The organism is Nocardiopsis sp. MG754419, assembly GCF_018207095.1.
Taxonomy (GTDB): Bacteria; Actinomycetota; Actinomycetes; order Streptosporangiales; family Streptosporangiaceae; genus Nocardiopsis.
The window spans coordinates 25,489-42,480 of record NZ_QOCZ01000009.1 but is presented as its reverse complement, the minus strand read 5'-3'; the positions used below and the strand labels follow the sequence as shown (position 1 = coordinate 42,480).

Below are 16,992 nucleotides of genomic sequence, written 5' to 3'. Positions count from 1 at the left end.
CGGCGTCCCGTGCGAGGGGCGGGTCAGCGTTGGTCGATGCCGACGAAGTGCCCTTCCTCGGCCTCCACCAGCGGGGCGGAGTCGTCGCCCTCGGCGACGGTGGGCAGTTCGACGTCCTCGGGCGGGTTCGCGGCCAGTTCGGCGTCGACCTCCGCCCAGGTGCGGTGCAGCTGGGGCACGCACGAGAGCAGGTGGCGGCTGTAGGGGTGCAGCGGGTTCTCGAACACCCTGCGGGTCGGCCCCATCTCGGCGATGGCTCCCTTGCGCAGGATCACCGACCGGTCGCTGACGTAGTTGCCCAGGGACAGGTCGTGGGTGACGAAGAGGATCCCCAGACCGCGTTCCTTGAGATCGGCCAGCAGGTTGAGCACGTCGATCCGGGTCGAGGCGTCCAGCATGCTGATGATCTCGTCGGCCACCAGCAGCCGGATGTCCAGCAGCAGCGCCCGCGCGATGAGCAGCCGTTGCAGCTGTCCGCCACTGAGCTGGTGCGGGTACTTGTTCAGGACGTTGTCGGGGTCCAGCCGGACCGTGCCGACCACGTCCAGGACCTTCGCCCTCCAGGCGGCGTCGGAGATCGCCGGGAAGTAGGAGGTGCGGATCATCTCGAAGACCCGGTCGGCCTTGAAGATGGGGTTGAAGGAGCTGAAGGGGTCCTGGAAGACGCCCTGCACGTGGCGGTAGTACTCCTTCTTCGCGCCGAACCCCCGCAGGCGGGTCACGTCGTTCCCCTCGAAGGTGATGGTGCCCTGGGTGGGCTTGGTCAGCCCCAGCACCATCTTGCCGAGGGTGCTCTTGCCGCTGCCCGACTCCCCGATCAGCGACACCACCTCACCGGGGCGCACCACCAGGCTCACGTCGCGCACCGCGCGCATCGTGCCGGCGCCGAAGGCGCCCACCCGGTACACCTTGTGCACGTGGCTCAGTTCCAGCACGGCGCTACCTCCCCGTCTTCCAGCAGGCGGCCCAGTGGCCGGTATCGATCTCGACCAGCGGCGGCGTCTCGTCGCACTCCTCCGAGGCGATCGGGCACCGCTCCTTGAACCGGCAGCCGGTGGGCGGCTTGAGCAGACCGGGCGGGGTGCCCGGAATGCCCTCCAGGCGGGCCTCGGTCGTGGTGGAACCCACTTCGGGCAGGGCACCGATGAGCATCTTGGTGTAGGGATGCTGCGGATCGTTGATGATCGTGCTCGCCGGGCCCTTCTCGGCGACCTGACCCGCGTACATCACCATGACCGTGTCGGCCATCTGGTAGACGAGCGAGATGTCGTGGGTCACGAAGATCATGCTCTTGACGAACCCGCGGTCCCGGAACTCCACCATGGACTCGGCCACCGAACGCTGCGTGGACACGTCCAGTGCGGAGGTGGCCTCGTCGGCGATGAGCAGCGACGGGTCCAGCAGGGTGGCCATGACCATGACCACGCGCTGCTTCATCCCGCCGGACAGCTCGATCGGGAACCGGTTGAGGACGTCGGGGTCGAGACCCACCAGTTCCAGGCGGCGCCGCAGCTCGTCGGCGACCTTCGACGGACGCACCCCGCGTGCGCGCAACAGCTCGTTGATCATCCGCCCGATCTTGCGGGTGGGGTTGAGCGCGCTCATCGCGTACTGCGGGATGAGGGAGATCTCGTGGTAGCGCAGCGGGTTCATGGCGCGTTCGTCGGTGATCGGGACCTCGGCCCCGTTCAGCTCGATCGTGCCGCCCACGTGGCGCATCCGGCCGTCCAGCCGGATCAGGCTCTTGCCGAGCGTGGTCTTGCCACAGCCGGACTCTCCCGCCAGACCCATGATCTCGCCGTCGGCGAGGTCGAAGCTCACCCCGTCGAGGGCGTGGACGTCCCCGCGCAGGGTCTGGTAGTAGACCTTCAGGTCCTTGACGCGCAGGGTCATCACAGCTCCCGCAGCTTGGGGTTGAAGACCTCGTCCAACCCGACGTTGAGGATGTACATCGAACCGACGATCGCGGTGATCCCGGCACCCGGTGGGATGAACCACCACCACAGGCCGAGCTGGAGCGCGCTCCACTGCATGGAGCTCTCCAACATGAGGCCGAGGGAGACACCGCCCGCGGGGCCCAGACCGATGAAGTCGAGTCCGGCCGCGATGAGGATGGCGCCGCCGAACAGGAGGATGAACGACATCATCAGGTAGGAGCTCATGTTGGGGGCGATCTCCGACGTGATGATCCTCCAGGTGCGCCGACCGCTGAGGCGGGCCAGGTCCACGTAGTCGCGGTTGGCCAGGGTCAGGGCCTGGGAGCGCACCGCGCGGGCGGCCCACGGCCAGGAGGTGAGGCCGATGAACAGCCCCTGCACCAGCAGACCCTCCACCTGCAGGTAGCTGACGGCCACGATGAGCACGACCAGCGTGGGCAGCACCAGGACCACGTTGGTGATCAGGTTGAGGATCTCGTCGACGATCCCGCCCTTGTAACCGGCCAGGAAGCCGATGGTGGTGCCCAGGAGGAAGGCGATGCCGCCGCCGAGGGCGCCGATCATGAAGGTCGAACGCAGGCCGTAGACGAACTGGGCCCAGATGTCCTGCCCGAACGAGGTGGTCCCCAGCCAGTACTCGCCGCTCGGCGGCTGGTTCTTGGGGCCGATGTACTCGTTGGGACCGTGGTCGACGAACAGGGGTCCGATGAGCCCGGTGAGCAGCAGTGTGAGGACCACACCCGCACCGATGAGCAGCTTGGGGTTGCGCCCGGCGAAGTGCAGGATCTCCGAGCGGCCGCGTTCAGCGACGGGTTCGGCGGGGGTGGCGGCGTCGGCCCCCGGAGCGCCGGCGACGTTGCTCATGATGCTCCTCCCGTCATCTGCACACGCGTGCGCGGATCGACGAGGACGTAGATGATGTCGATGATGAAGTTGGCGATGAGAACGCCGATCACCACGAACAGGAAGGCGCCCTGCAGGATGAAGTAGTCCCGGTTGTTGAGCGCGTTGAGGATCAGCATCCCGAGGCCGGGGTAGTTGAACACGATCTCGGTGAGCAGGGCACCGGAGATGATGGTGCCGAGCTGGACCGCGAGCCCGGTGATCTGCGGCAGCATCGCGTTGCGGAACGCGTAGCGACGGATCAGTCGGCGCGGTGCGCCCAGGGCCTGCAGGTAGTTGGAGTAGTCCGCCTCCAACTCGTAGATGATCATGTTGCGCATCCCGATCGCCCACCCCCCGAGCGCCACGATGAACATGGACAGGAACGGCAGGAACCAGTGGGTGAGCAGGTTGGAGATGAACGGCCACGTGAACGAGGGGGTCAGCGCGAAGCTGTAACCGCCCGCCGCGGGGAAGAATCCGCCGACCACGCCCAGGGCCCAGGCCAGGAGGAGGGCCAGCCACATGTAGGGGGTCGCGGTGAGGATGTAGCCGACCGGCAGGACCGTGTTGTCCAGGACCTTGCTGCGGGCGGCGAAGGCCCCGACGTAGTTGCCCACGATCCAGCTCAGGATGATGGCCGGCAGGAGCAGGCCCAGGGTGAAGGGCACGGCGCGCAGGATGATGTCGGCGACCGGCTCGGGGTAGAGCCACGCACTGATGCCGAGGTCCCCGCGGAGGAGCCCGGCCCAGAAGTTCAGGTACTGCTCGTGCAGAGGGGCGTCGACGCCGAACACGCCCTCGTAGTAGTCGCTCATGCGCTCCAGCGCCTCCGGGTCGGAGACCGAGGCCCGGTTGAGCATGCTGCGTACCGGGTCACCCGGCATGAAGCGGGGGATCATCCAGTTGATGGTGACCGCGATCACGAAGGTGATCGTGTAGATGCCGAGTTTGCGTCCGATGTAACGCCACACGGAATCCTCCAGGGGTGCGGAGGTGGGGCGCCTCCCGACAGGGGGCGCCCCACCCGTGTTCGTTATTCGGCGAGTTGGATCTGGGCGAGGGTGTCGACGGAACCGAGCTCGTACCAGCCGTGCCACATGGTGGCGTAGCCCGGGTCACCGGATTCGCTGGGCCAGTTGGTCCAGACCCCGTTGGTCTGCTGCGACCAGAGGCCGTTGTACCAGAGGGGGATGGCCGGGACCTCGGCGAGCTGGATCTCCTGGATCTGCGCGGCGATCTCGGCGGCGGCCTCCTGGTCGTCCGCGGGGACGGCGGCGAAGTCCTCGACCAGCTCCCACGCCTCCTCGTTCTCGTAGCGACCGAAGTTCGCGGTGGTCTGCTGGTCGCGCACCGGCAGCTGGAAGAGGTAGTCGTAGTAGGTCCAGGGCGTGTTGCTCAACTGGCGCTCGTTGTTGATCACCATGTCGAAGTCGCCCTCGTTGCGGTCGGTGACCAGGAGGTCCTCGTCGGGGGTCGCCGACTCCAGGTTGATCCCCACGGCCCGGGCGTTGTCCGCGATGACGCTGGCCGACTCCATCCAGTCGGTCCACCCGGAGGGGACCTGCAGGGTCAGGGAGATGGGCTCGCCGTCGGGGTCCTCGACGAAGCCGTCGCCGTCCTCGTCGGTGTACCCGGCTTCCTCGAGCAGGCTCACGGCCTCGTCCGCGTCGAAGCGGTGGCCCTCCTCCTCGACGAGCTCGTGGTCGATGAAGTCGTCCCACTGCGGGAGGAGACCCGTGGGGCTCGCGGCCTGGACGAGGTTCGAGTAGGGGCCCTCGATGATCTGGTCCATGTTGATGGCGTGCGCGAGCGCCTTGCGGAACTCGGGGTCGTTCAGGGGCTCACGGTCGTGGTTGAAGATCAGCCAGGCGGTGTTGGCGGACTGCATGTAGGGCGGTCCGTCGTAGAAGCTGGTGACGTTCTGTCCGTCGATGACCTGGTCGATGCCGGGGAGGAAGTTGTTGGAGGCGTCGACCTCTCCACCGTTGAGCATGTTCATCGTGACCTCGTTGGACGAGTTGACGATGTCCACGATGTAGGTCGGCTGCATCTCCAGGCCCAGCGCCTCGATGCCCCACCAGTCGTCGTTGCGCTTCCAGACCATGCGGTCGTCGGCGTGGTTCTCGTAGACGTAGGGCCCGCTGCCGACCGGGTCGTTGTTGGGGTTGTCGGTGAGCTCGTCCTGGCTCGCCTCGCCCCAGACGTGCTCGGGGACGATGGGGGTGGAGTAGGCCCAGTTCATCCACTCCTGCGGACGCGTCTCGGAGAAGTCGACGGTGACCTCCAGGTCACCGGTCGCCTCCACGCTCTCCACGTAGTTCCACACGTTGCTGTAGTGGACCTCCATCTGACCGAGTTCGAGCGTGGCGACCACGTCCTCGGCGTCGATGGCCTCACCGTCGTTCCAGGTCATACCGGAGCGCAGGGTAATGACGTGGGTGTCCTCGTCGGTCCACTCGTCGCTCTCGGCGAGCCAGTGGACGTACTCTCCGGCCTCCGGGTCGTAGTGGAAGAGCGACTCGTACGCCAGACCGAAGGTGCCGACCGCGTACTGGCCCCGCATGATCGGGTTCCAGTTGGTGGGCGGGCTCCACGCCGTACCCGTCGTGTACAGGGTCTCGTTCCTGGGGTACCCCCCGGAGGACCCATCCCCGCCCTCGTCCGAGCAGGCCGTGGCGATGAGCGCCACGGCCGCCAGGGCGGCGGGAAGCCTCAGAGATCTCATCTCGACTCCTCCTTTCACCCGGTCGGTCCTTTCGGGGGGTAGCCGATTCCTTCGAGGAAGGCTGGGAGCGCTCCCAATAGTGAGCGCGAAGGACCGTTGCTGAACCGGGTAAGTGACGTTAACAACAACATGCGCGGCGGAACCCCGTCAATCCCCGTCACTTCGGTGTTATCCGCTTGTAACAGCCATGATGGGCCGTGGACACGTGGAGGCAACGACGCTGAACCGGTTCCGCGGGCACGACGCGCCGGGCCCGCGTTCAGGGGAGCAGCGGGCCCGTGCTCCCCCGCGGTCGGAGTTCACCCAGGGGGGTCTCCTCGTTGGCGACCCGCTCCCCCGACAGCACGCCGTTGAGCATCTGGGCCACCCGGCGCCCGTGGGCGACGACGTCGCGACTGATCGCGGTGAGCGAGGGGCGCACCAATCGGCACAGCGCGGAGTCGTCCCAGGCCACGATGGACAGCTGCGAGGGCACGTCCACGCCCATCTCCGAGGCCACTCCGAGGCCGGCCAACGCCATCAGGTCGTTGTCGTAGACCAGCGCGGTGGGCGGCTCCGCGTCGGCGAGAAGACGCCGGGTGGTACGGCCGCCGTCCTCCCCGGAGTAGTCGGCGTGCACGGTGCGCGCCTCGTCCAGCCCGGCCCGCCGGGCCGCCTGTTGGAAGGCCGCGGACCGGTCCCGTGTGTGCACGAAGTCCTCGGGACCGGCCACCCGCACGATCCGCCGGTGCCCCAGCGCGGCGAGGTAGTGCACCACCTCACGGACCGAGGCGGCGTCGTCGGTGTACAGGCATGGCAGGCCACCGGTGCCCTCCGGCCCGCCCAGGACCACGGCGGGGAGCGGCAGGACGCCCATCGCCTCCGGGCGAGGGTCCTCCACCCGCAGATCCACGATGACGACCCCGTCGACGCGGCGCTCGGCGGCCCAGCGGCGGTACACCGCGATCTCGGAGTCGACGTTGTCGGCGACCTGGAGCATCAGGTCGATGCCGACGGCGGCGAGTTCGGTCTCCACGCCCGAGACCAGTTGCATGAAGAACGGTTCGATACCGAGGGACCGGGCGGGGCGGTCCACCACCATGCCGATCGCGCCGACCCGGCCACCGGGCGCGAGCGCGCGGGCGGGGTTGCTGGGCGCCCAGCCGAGGTCGCTGGCGATACTGAGGATCCGCTCCCGCGTGGCCTCGGAGACACCGGGACGGCCGTTGAGGGCGTACGAGACCGCCCCCTTGGACACGCCCGCCGCCCTGGCGATGTCCATGATCGTCGGACGCCGCATCACAGAACCCAAGCCGCCTCCCGTGCACATGAGACTGAACCGGTTCAGTCATCGACAGGGGATTTTAACCCACCTCTCCCGACCGTCGTCCAGGGGATTCTTCGAGTGTGACCGGTGGGACGGATAAGCAAGGCGATGCGGGTGTGACTCAGCCCTGACAGCCGGGGCACCAGTACAGGGTGCGGCCGGCGAGCTCGGTGGCGGCGATGGGCGAGGAGCACACACGGCAGGGATCGCCGGTCCGGTAACAGACGTAGAGGGTGTCGGGCCGGGGCACCGGACGCGCGTCCGGATCGAGCCGGTGCTCGGGCCGGGTGGTGATGATGAGGCCGTCGCGCACCCCGTCCCGGAGCAGCCCGGACAGGTCCTCCCACAGGGCCTCCCACCGTTCCCGTCCCAGCTCCCGGCCGGGGGTCATCGGGTCGATCCGCGCGCGGAACAGTGATTCGGCACGGTAGATGTTGCCGATGCCCGCGATGACGTCCTGGCGCATGAGCAGCGCCGCGATGGTGGTGCGCGAGCGGGAGACGAGGCGCCAGGCCCGTTCGGGGTCGGCGTCGGGTCGCAGGGGGTCCGGCCCGAGACGGTCCTGGACGGCCCGCTTGTCATCGATGGTGATGACCTCGCAGGCCGAGGCGCCGCGCAGGTCGGCCCAGCCGGTGCTGTTGACCAGGCGCACCCGCACGGCACCCACGGGTGCGGGCGGGACCACGAAGCCGTCGGGGTCGCGGTCGAGGTCGATCCGCTCGGCACCGGGGGCGCGGGGCGCGCCCAGGTGGCGTTCACCGTCGGCGTCGCCGAAGGTCCAGGCACCGTACAGGCCCAGATGGACCCGGAGCCACGCCCCGGAGTCGAACCCGAGGAAGAGGTGCTTGCCGTGGGCCTCCCCCACCGTGAGGACACGACCGTCCAGCCGCGCGGCCCCCTCGACGAAGCGCCCCTGGGGGCTGGTGGCCCGCACCGCGGAGCCGCCGAAGGTCTTGTCGAAGTGCGCCGCCAACCGGTGCAGTGTGTGGCCCTCAGGCACCCGTGTCCCCTTCGTCGTGCCCTCGCCCCGGCCCGGGAGGCGGGCGTCGTCGGGGGTCGCGCGGGCATGTGTCCGTCGCCCTCAGGATAGGGCGGTCCGCGGTCGGAACCGACCCCGGTGAGGGACGCCGGAAGGGGTCAGCAGGCGGCGAGGATCTCCTCGACCAGGGCGTGGGGGTCGGCCAGGCAGCGCCAGGCGGGAACGATCACGACGAGTTCCTCGGTCGACCGGTTGAGGGCCTCACCACGCGCCAGCAACCGGCGCAGGGCCGCGCCGTCGGGTTCACGGTCGAGCAGGAGCACGACGCCGCGGGCCCCGTACCGGACCAGCAGGTCCGCGGGCCATCCGTGGATGCGCGGTCCGACGGTGACGTCGGTGCCGGCGGTGCGCAGGGCCTCCACCAGGGAGGCGCCGGCCGGGTCGGCGGCGGTGGCGACACCGGCGGTGGACACGGCCCCGGCGAGCAGGTCGGCGAGGGGCCCGTCGCCCTCGGACCAGTGGGACCGGTCGCCCACGACCACGAGACGGCCCCGGGTCCGGGTGAGCACCGCCGCCCACAGGTGGGTCATCCGACGCACGCGCCGTTCGGCGATGGCGGGCGCCCCGGTGGAGAGCATCGGGGACAGCACGGTGACATCGGCCGTTCCCACCCCCTCGGTCAGCAGATCCGGTCCCCCGACGCGGACCCGGTGGCGCAGGACCCGTTGCCGCAGCAGACGGCGGACCAGCGCCGCCTGGGGCTGCAACGGAGCGACCACCACCATCGTGTGCCCCTCGGGCAGGACCTGGTCGAGTTCGTCGACCACCACGGCGACCCGGTAGGCCTCCTCCCGGTTGACGTAGGAGGACCCCGGGGCGGCCTGGCACTCTCCGGCGACGTCACGCCAGTCGAAGGCCGGGCCGTCGGCCGGAGCGGGTTCGGTGGTCACCGAGATCCGATCCCCGTAACAGTGACGGGAGGCCACCGTGGCCAGGGCGCGAGGCGCGCCCCGCTGCTCGTCCAGCCAGATCATGGTCGGAGCCGCCTTGTAGGCGGCGCACAGCGCCGAGCCGGAGCCGTGGCGCAGCGCGCGGTCATCGAGGTGGTCGGCGGTGAGTCCGGCGGTGGCCAGGGCTCGGCGCTCCTCCTCGGGCTCCAGCACGGTGAGCGGCCCGGGGTGCGCCGGGTCGCCGACGACCACGGCGCGGTCGGCCCGGTAGAGGACGGGCAGGAGCTCGCCCACCCGGGTCCGCTCGGCACCCACCACGATCACGAGGTCGAACAGTCCGGCCCGCGAGGGCAGGGCCCGGGCCTGGTCGGTGCGGCAGACCCAGGCGGGCAGGGTGTCGAGAAGACCGCTGAGCTGCGTCCGACCGTCGCCGTGGTGCCAGTTCAGGGTCTCCAGACGGTTCTCGAGGGCGGACCGGCCGCGCCACAGGCGGGGCTCGGTGATGGTGCTCAGGCGGCGTCCCGCGGCACGTCGGTGGTCGTCGAGGGCGCGGGCGAGGTCACCGGTGAGCTCGGCCAGGGGCGCGCACCGGGTCCGACGGTCGACGGCCTCACGCCACTCGCTCTCCAGGCGGGCCACCGCGCGCAGTCGGGCCAGGCTGTCGGGGTCGGTGGTCACGCCGAGTTCCCGGCGCACGGCGGCGCGGTGGGACAGGCCGCCCAGACCGCGGGCCGCGGCGCGTTCGGCGCGGTGCAGCCAGTACTCGGGGCCGCCGCGTTCGGGGGTGAACAGGGTCTCGGGGTCCCAGCCGAGAGCGATGCTGCGGCCGCGCTCCTCGGCCAGGTGGGCCAGGGCGTGTCCGCCGGAGGCCATGGTGTCCATGGCGTTCCACACGTCGTGGACCCGGGCCCAGGCGGCACCGAGGTCGTCGGTGCGGTCGGGGTCGTCCTCGTCCGGGGTCAGGGAGACCGGGAGGGCGCCCGAGCGCTGTCCCAGGAGACGGGTGAGCAGGTGCACCTCGTCGGCACGCCCGCCGGCGCCGCCGGCCCGGACGACGGGGTGGCCGGGGTCGGTGTCGGCCCGGCCCAAGACCGCCTCGACGTCGGCCTCGGTGCGCCCGCACACCAGGACGCGCTGTCCGGCCGTGACGGCGGTGCGGACCATGGCGTCCACGAGGTCGTGCACACCACCGCCCGGTGGGGCGGCGACCACGGTGAGCTGTTCGTGCATGGCGGCCCGCAACGCCCGGTACTGGGGTTGGCCGAGCGCGGTGGTGGAGACGGGGACGACCGACGGGGTCGCGTCCCGCGTGGCGTCGGCACGCCGACCGGCCCCGCGCCTCAGGAGGGACCGGGTCGGCCGTGCCGTGGTCGATCCGTGGTCGCGGTCGGTGGAACCACCGGCCGGACGGGCCCCCAGGAGGGCCTCCAGGGCGGTGCCGCCGATCGCGTCGGGGTCCAGACCGTCCCTGTCGGTGGGGTCGAGGTCGGCCAGGAGGCCCTCGACGCTGCCGGGGCGGGATTCGTCGACCTCGGGCTGCCCGCCGGGCCCCGCGCGGAACAACACGGCGGTGTTGTGCGCTCCGATGTGCAGCCGCCGGGGCAGCCCCCGGGTACCGAGCGGGGCGATGTCGTCCACCCGCTCGATCTCCAGCCGGGTGAGCAGGGTGCGGACCTTGGCGGCCAGGTCGGCGACGGCGGCGGGGCGGTGGAAGACGTCGGGCGCCCCGGCGCGCAGCCGGGTGCGGAGTTCGAAGAGGTCCTCGGGGTCGGTGATGCCCAGAAGCGCCAGCAGGGCGGTGTTGACGTCGGGAGGGCCGACCGCGCGGACCAACAGCGCGTCGCCGACGCCCGTCCGGTCGCCCACGTGGCGTTCCTCGTGTTCGTCCACGACCCGCACGTCGACGGTGAGCAGCGGCAACGTCACCCGTGGCTCGCCCGGACCGTCCTCGGGCCCGCCCGGCAGGACGACGAGGGGGTAGCCGTAGCGCAGGGCCTGGCCGTAGCGCCCGGCGAGCCGCATGACGCGGGCGCTCTCGTGGTGCAGGGGCAGGGTGTCCCTGGCCCCGCTGAAGAGCAGCTCGGGCCCGGCGGGCAGACAGGCGCAGGTGTCGGAGTCCAGGTGTTCGGCGTCCACGACGTGGCCGTGGACCGCCTCCCGGTGCAGGCAGGAGCGCAGGTAGGCCAGGAACGAACGGACCTCGCCCTGATCGACCGGGGGTTTCCAGCGTCGCGAGGCCGTCCCGACCCCGACCCCCTGGGCGCCCGTCTCGCCGACCGGACCGCCGGCGGTGTGGACCGCGGCCGGTCCGATCTGTGCCTCGTCCCGCAGTGACCTCACAGCGTCCCCCTGAGCACACGGTCACATGTGACCACGTGATTACTCCGTGCTATCGGGTCCCATTGTGGTGCATTCCGCGCGCCCCCACCCGGGGAACGCAGGAACCCGCAGCGAATTTCACTCAGGGTGACGAAGAAGGGGCACTCAGGGTCGACCGCGCCCTTCCCGGACACGGAGCGCGATCCACAGTTCCACGCGGTGATCGGGGTCGTCGAGATCCACGGTGAGCAGTTCCCGGATGCGCCGCATCCGGTAACGCAGGGTGTGTCGGTGCACCCCCAGGCTCTCGGACGCCGCGTCCCAGCGTCCGGAGGCGGCGAGGTAGGCGCGCAGCGAGGCGAGCAGTTCGGCGGCGTTGCGCTGCCGGTCGAGAGGGCCGAGCAGGTCGTCGGCCAACCGGAGCCCGGCCGGGGTGTCCGTCATCCCCAGAAGGCCGCCGGGCAGATCACCGGAGCGCACGATCGCGCGTGCCTCCTCCACCGCCACGGACAGGGCGCGCTCGGCCTGGGCACGGGCGACGGCCAGCTCGCTGTAGTCCACGGGTTCGCTCAGACCCACCGGCCCCTCGAAGAGCTCGTCGCACACCTCGGGCAGCAGGTCGGCCCGGTCGGCCGCGGCGAGGAGGAGCGTGCGCGCGGTACCGGGGGTGGACACGTCGGTGGTCTCCGTGCCCCACACGCCCTCCGGCCACGGCCCCTCCGGCGGCGGGTCCTGGGCGGCGGCCACCACCACCGGTGCGGCGGGCAGGACGCGAGCCAACGCCGCGGCCCCCGGACTCGTCGGGTCCAGGGCACCGTCGAAGAGCGCGGCCACCACACCGGGGACGAGCCCGGAGCCCACCTCCGCGGCGGGGCGTTCCAGTTCCAGCGTCAGCAGCGAGACCGCGGCGTGCACCAGGGTGCGGTCGTGCGAACCGAACCCCTCCCGGGCGCCCACGGCGAGGAACCCGCGCACCCGGCGACCGGCAGCCAGGGACTGGAGGGCCACGTGCTCACGGCCCGAGACCACGGAGGCGCCGGCCCGCGGACCGGCACCGCGCAGCCGGGGCAGTTCGGGAGCCAACCGGTACGCGTGGTCGGCCGCCGAGGCCGGGGCGGCGTGCCGGACCGCGCCGTCGGGTTCCATCAGCACCACCCAGCCGTCGAGTTCACGAGCGAGCCGGTCCACCACCGCACCGGCCCCGCTCAGGGCGGCCCGGGTGAGCGCGCGCTGGGCGGTGAAGGCCCGCCCCAGCCCCTCGTACTCCTCCTGGGCGAGCAGCCGCGAGACCTCCTTGCCGACCGCGATGAAGGGGGTCTCGCGCGCCACCTCCACGAGGGTCACGCCGAACTCCTCGGCCGCCGCGCACAGCTCGTCGGGGGTGCGCTCCCACACGACCGCGGCGCCGAACCCCACCCCGGCGATGTCGCGCTCGGCCAGGCGACGCACGTAGGAGCGCAGGTCGGGCATCTCCTCCGCCCACCGCACCCCGGTGGTGAGCACCAGCTCGCCCCCGGCCAGGTAGGGCGTGGGGTCGGTGAGTTCGCTGACCGCCACCCACTCGACCTGCCGGTCCAGCCGGTCTCCGCCGGTGAGCAGGCGCAACCGCAGCTTGGGCGTGCGCAGCAGCGCACCGAGTGTCGGTGGCATGGCCCCTCCCCTGATCACCCGTCGACGTCCTCGCGTTCCCTGCCGCAATGGCACAGGACGCTGGTTCGATTATCCACTATGTCCATGTGTGTCGTTTTCCACGCGGCCTAATGTCAGGCGGGTCCGCATGGAGACACCGCGTGCCGGAGAGCGTCCCGGACCGTGTCCTCGTGCCTCACCCCGGAGCACCGACCCCCGCAAGGAGGCAGCCGCATGGCCACGACCGAGGTCGTCCAGTCCCGTCGGATCGTCACCGAGATCCCCGGGCCCGAGTCCCGCGCCATCCAGAAACGCCGTGGCGCGGCGGTCGCCCAGGGCGTGGGCAGCGTGCTGCCCGTGTACGTGGAACGCGCGGGCGGCGGCATCATCGAGGACGTCGACGGCAACGCGCTCATCGACTTCGGTTCGGGCATCGCCGTGACCAACGTCGGCAACGCCGACCCGCGCGTGGCCGAGCGCGCCGCCGAGCAACTGGGCCGGTTCACCCACACCTGCTTCATGGTCAACCCCTACGAGAGCTACGTGGAGGTGTGCGAGGCCCTGAACCGGGTCACCCCGGGCGACCACGAGAAGCGGTCGATCCTACTGAACTCCGGCGCCGAGGCGGTGGAGAACGCGGTGAAGATCGCCCGCGGCGCGACCGGACGCCAGGCCGTCGTGGTGTTCGACCACGCCTACCACGGCCGCACCAACCTCACCATGGGTCTGACCGCCAAGAACATGCCCTACAAGCACGGGTTCGGTCCGTTCGCCGGCGAGATCCACCGCATGCCCATGGCCTACGCCTACCGCTGGCCCACCGGACCGGAGAACTGTGGCCCGGAGGCCGCCGCCGTGACCATCGACCGGATCACAGAGCAGATCGGCGCCGACAACGTGGCGGCCCTGGTGATCGAGCCGATCCAGGGCGAGGGCGGGTTCATCGAACCGGCCCCCGGGTTCCTTCCGGCCTTGGCCGAGTTCTGCCGGGCCCACGGGATCGTGTTCGTCGCCGACGAGGTGCAGACCGGGTTCGCGCGGACCGGGCACATGTTCGCCAGTGAGCACGAGGGGATCGTCCCGGACCTGATCACGACCGCCAAGGGCATCGCGGGCGGGCTGCCGCTGGCCGCCGTGACCGGCCGCGCCGAGCTGATGGACGCCGTGCACAGGGGCGGCCTGGGCGGCACCTACGGGGGCAACCCCGCGGCGTGCGCGGCCGCCCTGGCCGCACTGGAGGTGATCGAGTCCGAGGGCCTGGTGGAGCGCGCCCGCGAGATCGGTGCGCTGATGCTGGCCCGGCTGCGCACCTTCGCCGAGCGGTTCGACGTCGTGGGCGACGTGCGTGGTCGGGGCGCGATGGTCGCGATCGAGCTGGTCGAGGGCGACGGGCGGCCGAACCCGGAGGCCGTGGCACGGGTGCTGAAGCACTGCCACGCCCGGGGCCTGGTGCTGCTGAGCGCCGGCACCCACGGCAACGTGATCCGGATGCTGCCCCCGCTGGTCATCGGTGACGACCTGCTCGTCGAGGGCCTGAACCTGCTGGAGGAGGCGCTCGCCGCGCTGTAGTCCCGGCCCGGGGAGCCCCCACCGAAGCCCGCCGCGCCACCCGGGGGCTGTTGCGGACACCGCCCCACGCCATGTGGAGGGGTTCGGTGAACGCGCAGCCCCCGCCCCGAAGGGGTGTGGGTCCGGGCGCCGGCGCCCCTGCCCCCGGAACCCGTGGGGGCGCGGTGGGTGGGAGCGCGAGGAACGGGCCATCGCACCGTGGACGCCGAAGGCTCCCGACCACTCGGACGCCCGAACACGGGGCGAGGCGCGGCGCGGGCCCCGGGGGCCACGGCTACCGGGTGCCCCAGGCGTAGGTCTGTTTGCGCAGCTTGAGGTACAGGAACGTCTCGGTGCTCTCCACCGTGTCCACCGCGCGAATGTCGGCGAGGATCTCCAGCAGTCGGGCGTCGTCCTCGGCCACGACCTCCACCAGGAGGTCGAAGGAGCCGGCGGTGATGACGACGTACTCCACTCCGGGAAGGTCGGACACGGCGTCGGCCGCCGCGTTGAGGTCCCCGGTGGTGCGGACACCGATCATCGCCTGGCGGTGGAAGCCGAGCGTCATGGGATCGGTGACCCCCACGACCTGGACGACACCCGCCTCCAGGAGCCGCTGCACGCGTTGGCGCACCGCGGCCTCCGACAGGCCGACGGTCTTGCCGATGGCCGCGTAGGACAGGCGTCCGTCCTCCTGCAGGACCTCGATGATGCGTTTGGCGGTGTCGTCCAACGCCACCCCGTTGACCCGGCGGGCGGGGCCGGGCTCGGGCGGTTCGGTCACAGGGCCCTCCGAGTGTTACCGATGGATCTGGATACGGTTACCACAGTTTTTCGACGTTTCGACCGTGGAAAATCATTCTTCACACGGGCCGAGACAACGGATTCCAAGGTACTGCACCGCTCCAACGGAGGGAGGGACCGGCACCCCGATACCGGTCAGTGCTGGTCCCGGACCGAGTCCAGGGACAGCAGTGCCACGTGGAGCGACAGACACGTCTCCACCGACTCCAGGTCGACGTCCAGCACCGACGAGATGCGACGCAACCGCTCGTAGAACGCCGGTCGGGACAGGTGCGCCCGGCTCGCCGCCAGCGCCTTGTTGCGCCCGGCCCCCAGGTAGTGGCGGAGCATGTCGGCGAGGTCGCCGCCGTGGCGGGCGTCGTGGTCGAGCAACGGCCCCAGTTCGCGCTCCACGTAGGTCTGCAACCGCTCGTCGTCCCGGAACAGGTGCAGCAGTCCGCGCAGGTGCAGGTCGGGCAGCCGGTAGAAGGAGCGCCGGTCGCTCTGCTTGATGGCCACGTCACCGACCTGACGGGCCTCCAGGAAGGAACGGCGCACGTCGCGGATGTCGTCGGCCGCCGAACCCACCGCCAGCACCGCGGCGTCGCCCAGCTTGGAACGCACCCGGTCGGCCAGCAGTTGCAGGGTGGCGTCCAATCTCTGGCGGGCGGGCAGGGCCAGCAGGACCCCGACCCGGAGGTCGTCCAGCGAACCCACCAGGGCGGGCAACCGCAGTTCACGGCAGGCCCGGGCCGCGCCCTCGGCGGTGTCGGACAGACGTGCCTGGGCCGCCAGACCGGTCCCGTTCTCGCGCAGGCGCAACACCAACCCCACCAGCTCGCGCCCGTTGAGCGGTACGCCCACCGCCCGTGCGCGCACCAGCGCCTCCTCGGGATCGGAGTAGGAGCGGTCGATGATGCCCGTGATGATCGTTCGGTGCGTCTGCCGCTCCAGGCTCTCCTGGTGGCGTTCCAGCAACCGGCCCAGGGCCAGGGTGATGGCGGCGCGTTCGATGAGCATGGTCTGGCGGGCGGTGGGGGTGGCACCGACGATGAGGATGAGACGCCCCCAGTCCTGCCCTCGGGCGCCGACGGTGGTGACCAGCCAGCCCGTGGTCGGGGCGTGCACGGTACGGGTCCCGGAGCGGACCGACCGCGACCGGCTCTCCCAGGAGGTGAGCAGGGTCCCGGGGTCCTCGCCGTTGAGGTCGCAGGCCAGGACCTGGTGGGTGAGGTTCTCCAGGACGACGGGGCATCCGGACAGCTGCGCCACCTCGCGCAGGATCTGCGTGGCGTCGGCCCCCTCGACGGACAGCTGGGTGAAGACCGAGTGGAGTTTCTCGGACTCGCGCAGCTCCTCCAGCTGTTCGTTGACCACACGGATGTGCACGGCCTCGGTGATCTCGACGAACCGCGCCTCCCGGTCGAGGAGGATCACGGGGACGCGGGCGTCCTCGGCGGCGTCGAGGAAGGCCCGGGGGAGCTCGGCGTGGTACTTGCGGCCGAGTTCGACGGCGATACCGCTCACCCCGGCGTCGGCGATGTCCTCGATGTAGCGGCGCAGGGCGTCGGGGTCGTCCGGCATGGCGATGCCGGTGCTGAGCACGAGTTCGCCCCCGCGCAAGAGATGGGCGAGGTCGGTCACCTCGGCGATGTGCACCCAGCGCACGGCCACGTCCAGGTACGCGGAGCCGGCGACCACACGGGGACGGGCGCGTTGCAGGGCGGGAAGACGCAGGACCTCGGCGAGGGTGGGAAGCACGCCGTCAGTCTAGGACGTTCTGTCACGTTCAGGCGGGTTTCCCTTGACAGGGTGAACCGCGCACCGGTCGCGTGAGCACGGGTTCCACGCCACGGGGGCGGATTTACATCATGTAAAGCCACCCATCATGTTGTCACCATGCTGATCCTGGCCAAGTGTTCGGCCCCTGG

At 70.9% G+C, this 16,992-nt stretch carries 12 protein-coding genes; 1 reads left to right on the top strand and 11 read right to left on the bottom strand.

The annotated features are described in order from the left end of the window. Positions 1-23: 23 nt before the first annotated feature. From DSY14_RS03200 to DSY14_RS03160, 9 genes are all read right to left on the bottom strand, one after another. On the bottom strand, positions 24-935 hold the full coding sequence (locus DSY14_RS03200; RefSeq protein ID WP_211714903.1) for an ABC transporter ATP-binding protein: 912 nt from the start codon (positions 933-935) through the stop codon (positions 24-26). Between the two features lie 4 nt (positions 936-939). After that, entirely contained in the window at positions 940-1,893 is a 954-nt protein-coding gene (locus tag DSY14_RS03195) for an ABC transporter ATP-binding protein (RefSeq protein ID WP_211714902.1), read from the bottom strand. Next, on the bottom strand, positions 1,893-2,801 hold the full coding sequence (locus tag DSY14_RS03190) for an ABC transporter permease (protein WP_211714901.1): 909 nt from the start codon (positions 2,799-2,801) through the stop codon (positions 1,893-1,895). Before DSY14_RS03190 ends, DSY14_RS03195 begins: the two co-directional genes overlap by 1 nt. After that, positions 2,798-3,793, bottom strand: a complete 996-nt coding sequence (locus DSY14_RS03185) for an ABC transporter permease (protein ID WP_211714900.1) — start codon at positions 3,791-3,793, stop codon at positions 2,798-2,800. The genes DSY14_RS03190 and DSY14_RS03185 overlap by 4 nt, the downstream gene beginning before the upstream one ends. Positions 3,794-3,855: 62 nt before the next feature. After that, entirely contained in the window at positions 3,856-5,547 is a 1,692-nt protein-coding gene (locus DSY14_RS03180) for an ABC transporter substrate-binding protein (protein ID WP_211714899.1), read from the bottom strand. A gap of 259 nt (positions 5,548-5,806) precedes the next feature. Beyond that, positions 5,807-6,826: a LacI family DNA-binding transcriptional regulator gene (locus tag DSY14_RS03175; protein ID WP_211714925.1), complete on the bottom strand. Its 1,020-nt coding sequence runs from the start codon at positions 6,824-6,826 to the stop codon at positions 5,807-5,809. A gap of 148 nt (positions 6,827-6,974) precedes the next feature. After that, on the bottom strand, positions 6,975-7,853 hold the full coding sequence (locus DSY14_RS03170) for an Fpg/Nei family DNA glycosylase (protein WP_211714898.1): 879 nt from the start codon (positions 7,851-7,853) through the stop codon (positions 6,975-6,977). Positions 7,854-7,990: 137 nt separating this feature from the next. Next, positions 7,991-11,122: an ATP-binding protein gene (locus tag DSY14_RS03165; protein ID WP_211714897.1), complete on the bottom strand. Its 3,132-nt coding sequence runs from the start codon at positions 11,120-11,122 to the stop codon at positions 7,991-7,993. 144 nt (positions 11,123-11,266) lie between these two features. Then, positions 11,267-12,751 (bottom strand): PucR family transcriptional regulator, encoded by a 1,485-nt coding sequence (locus DSY14_RS03160; RefSeq protein ID WP_211714896.1) that lies wholly within the window; start codon positions 12,749-12,751, stop codon positions 11,267-11,269. Between the two features lie 213 nt (positions 12,752-12,964). Between DSY14_RS03160 and gabT the strand changes: the two genes are divergently transcribed. Continuing rightward, a complete protein-coding gene (gene gabT / locus DSY14_RS03155) occupies positions 12,965-14,299 on the top strand; it encodes a 4-aminobutyrate--2-oxoglutarate transaminase (protein ID WP_211714895.1) in 1,335 nt (444 codons plus the stop codon). Positions 14,300-14,573: 274 nt separating this feature from the next. Here gabT and DSY14_RS03150 read toward each other — a convergent pair whose 3' ends face one another. Both DSY14_RS03150 and DSY14_RS03145 read right to left on the bottom strand, forming a co-directional pair. Further along, complete coding sequence (locus DSY14_RS03150) at positions 14,574-15,062, bottom strand: Lrp/AsnC family transcriptional regulator (protein WP_211714894.1); 489 nt, start codon at positions 15,060-15,062, stop codon at positions 14,574-14,576. Between the two features lie 155 nt (positions 15,063-15,217). Next, the gene (locus DSY14_RS03145) at positions 15,218-16,822 is read right to left on the bottom strand and encodes a PucR family transcriptional regulator (protein ID WP_211714893.1); all 1,605 of its coding nucleotides are present in this window, start codon (positions 16,820-16,822) and stop codon (positions 15,218-15,220) included. Between the last annotated feature and the right edge of the window lie 170 nt (positions 16,823-16,992).

What these genes read in the sequence shown, in the direction of transcription:
- DSY14_RS03190 (WP_211714901.1), bottom strand. Translation starts at nt 2,801, where the DNA reads ATGAGCAACGTCGCCGGCGCTCCGGGGGCCGACGCCGCCACCCCCGCC.
- gabT (WP_211714895.1), top strand. Translation starts at nt 12,965, where the DNA reads ATGGCCACGACCGAGGTCGTCCAGTCCCGTCGGATCGTCACCGAGATC.
- DSY14_RS03180 (WP_211714899.1), bottom strand. Translation starts at nt 5,547, where the DNA reads ATGAGATCTCTGAGGCTTCCCGCCGCCCTGGCGGCCGTGGCGCTCATC.
- DSY14_RS03160 (WP_211714896.1), bottom strand. Translation starts at nt 12,751, where the DNA reads ATGCCACCGACACTCGGTGCGCTGCTGCGCACGCCCAAGCTGCGGTTG.
- DSY14_RS03195 (WP_211714902.1), bottom strand. Translation starts at nt 1,893, where the DNA reads ATGACCCTGCGCGTCAAGGACCTGAAGGTCTACTACCAGACCCTGCGC.
- DSY14_RS03175 (WP_211714925.1), bottom strand. Translation starts at nt 6,826, where the DNA reads ATGCGGCGTCCGACGATCATGGACATCGCCAGGGCGGCGGGCGTGTCC.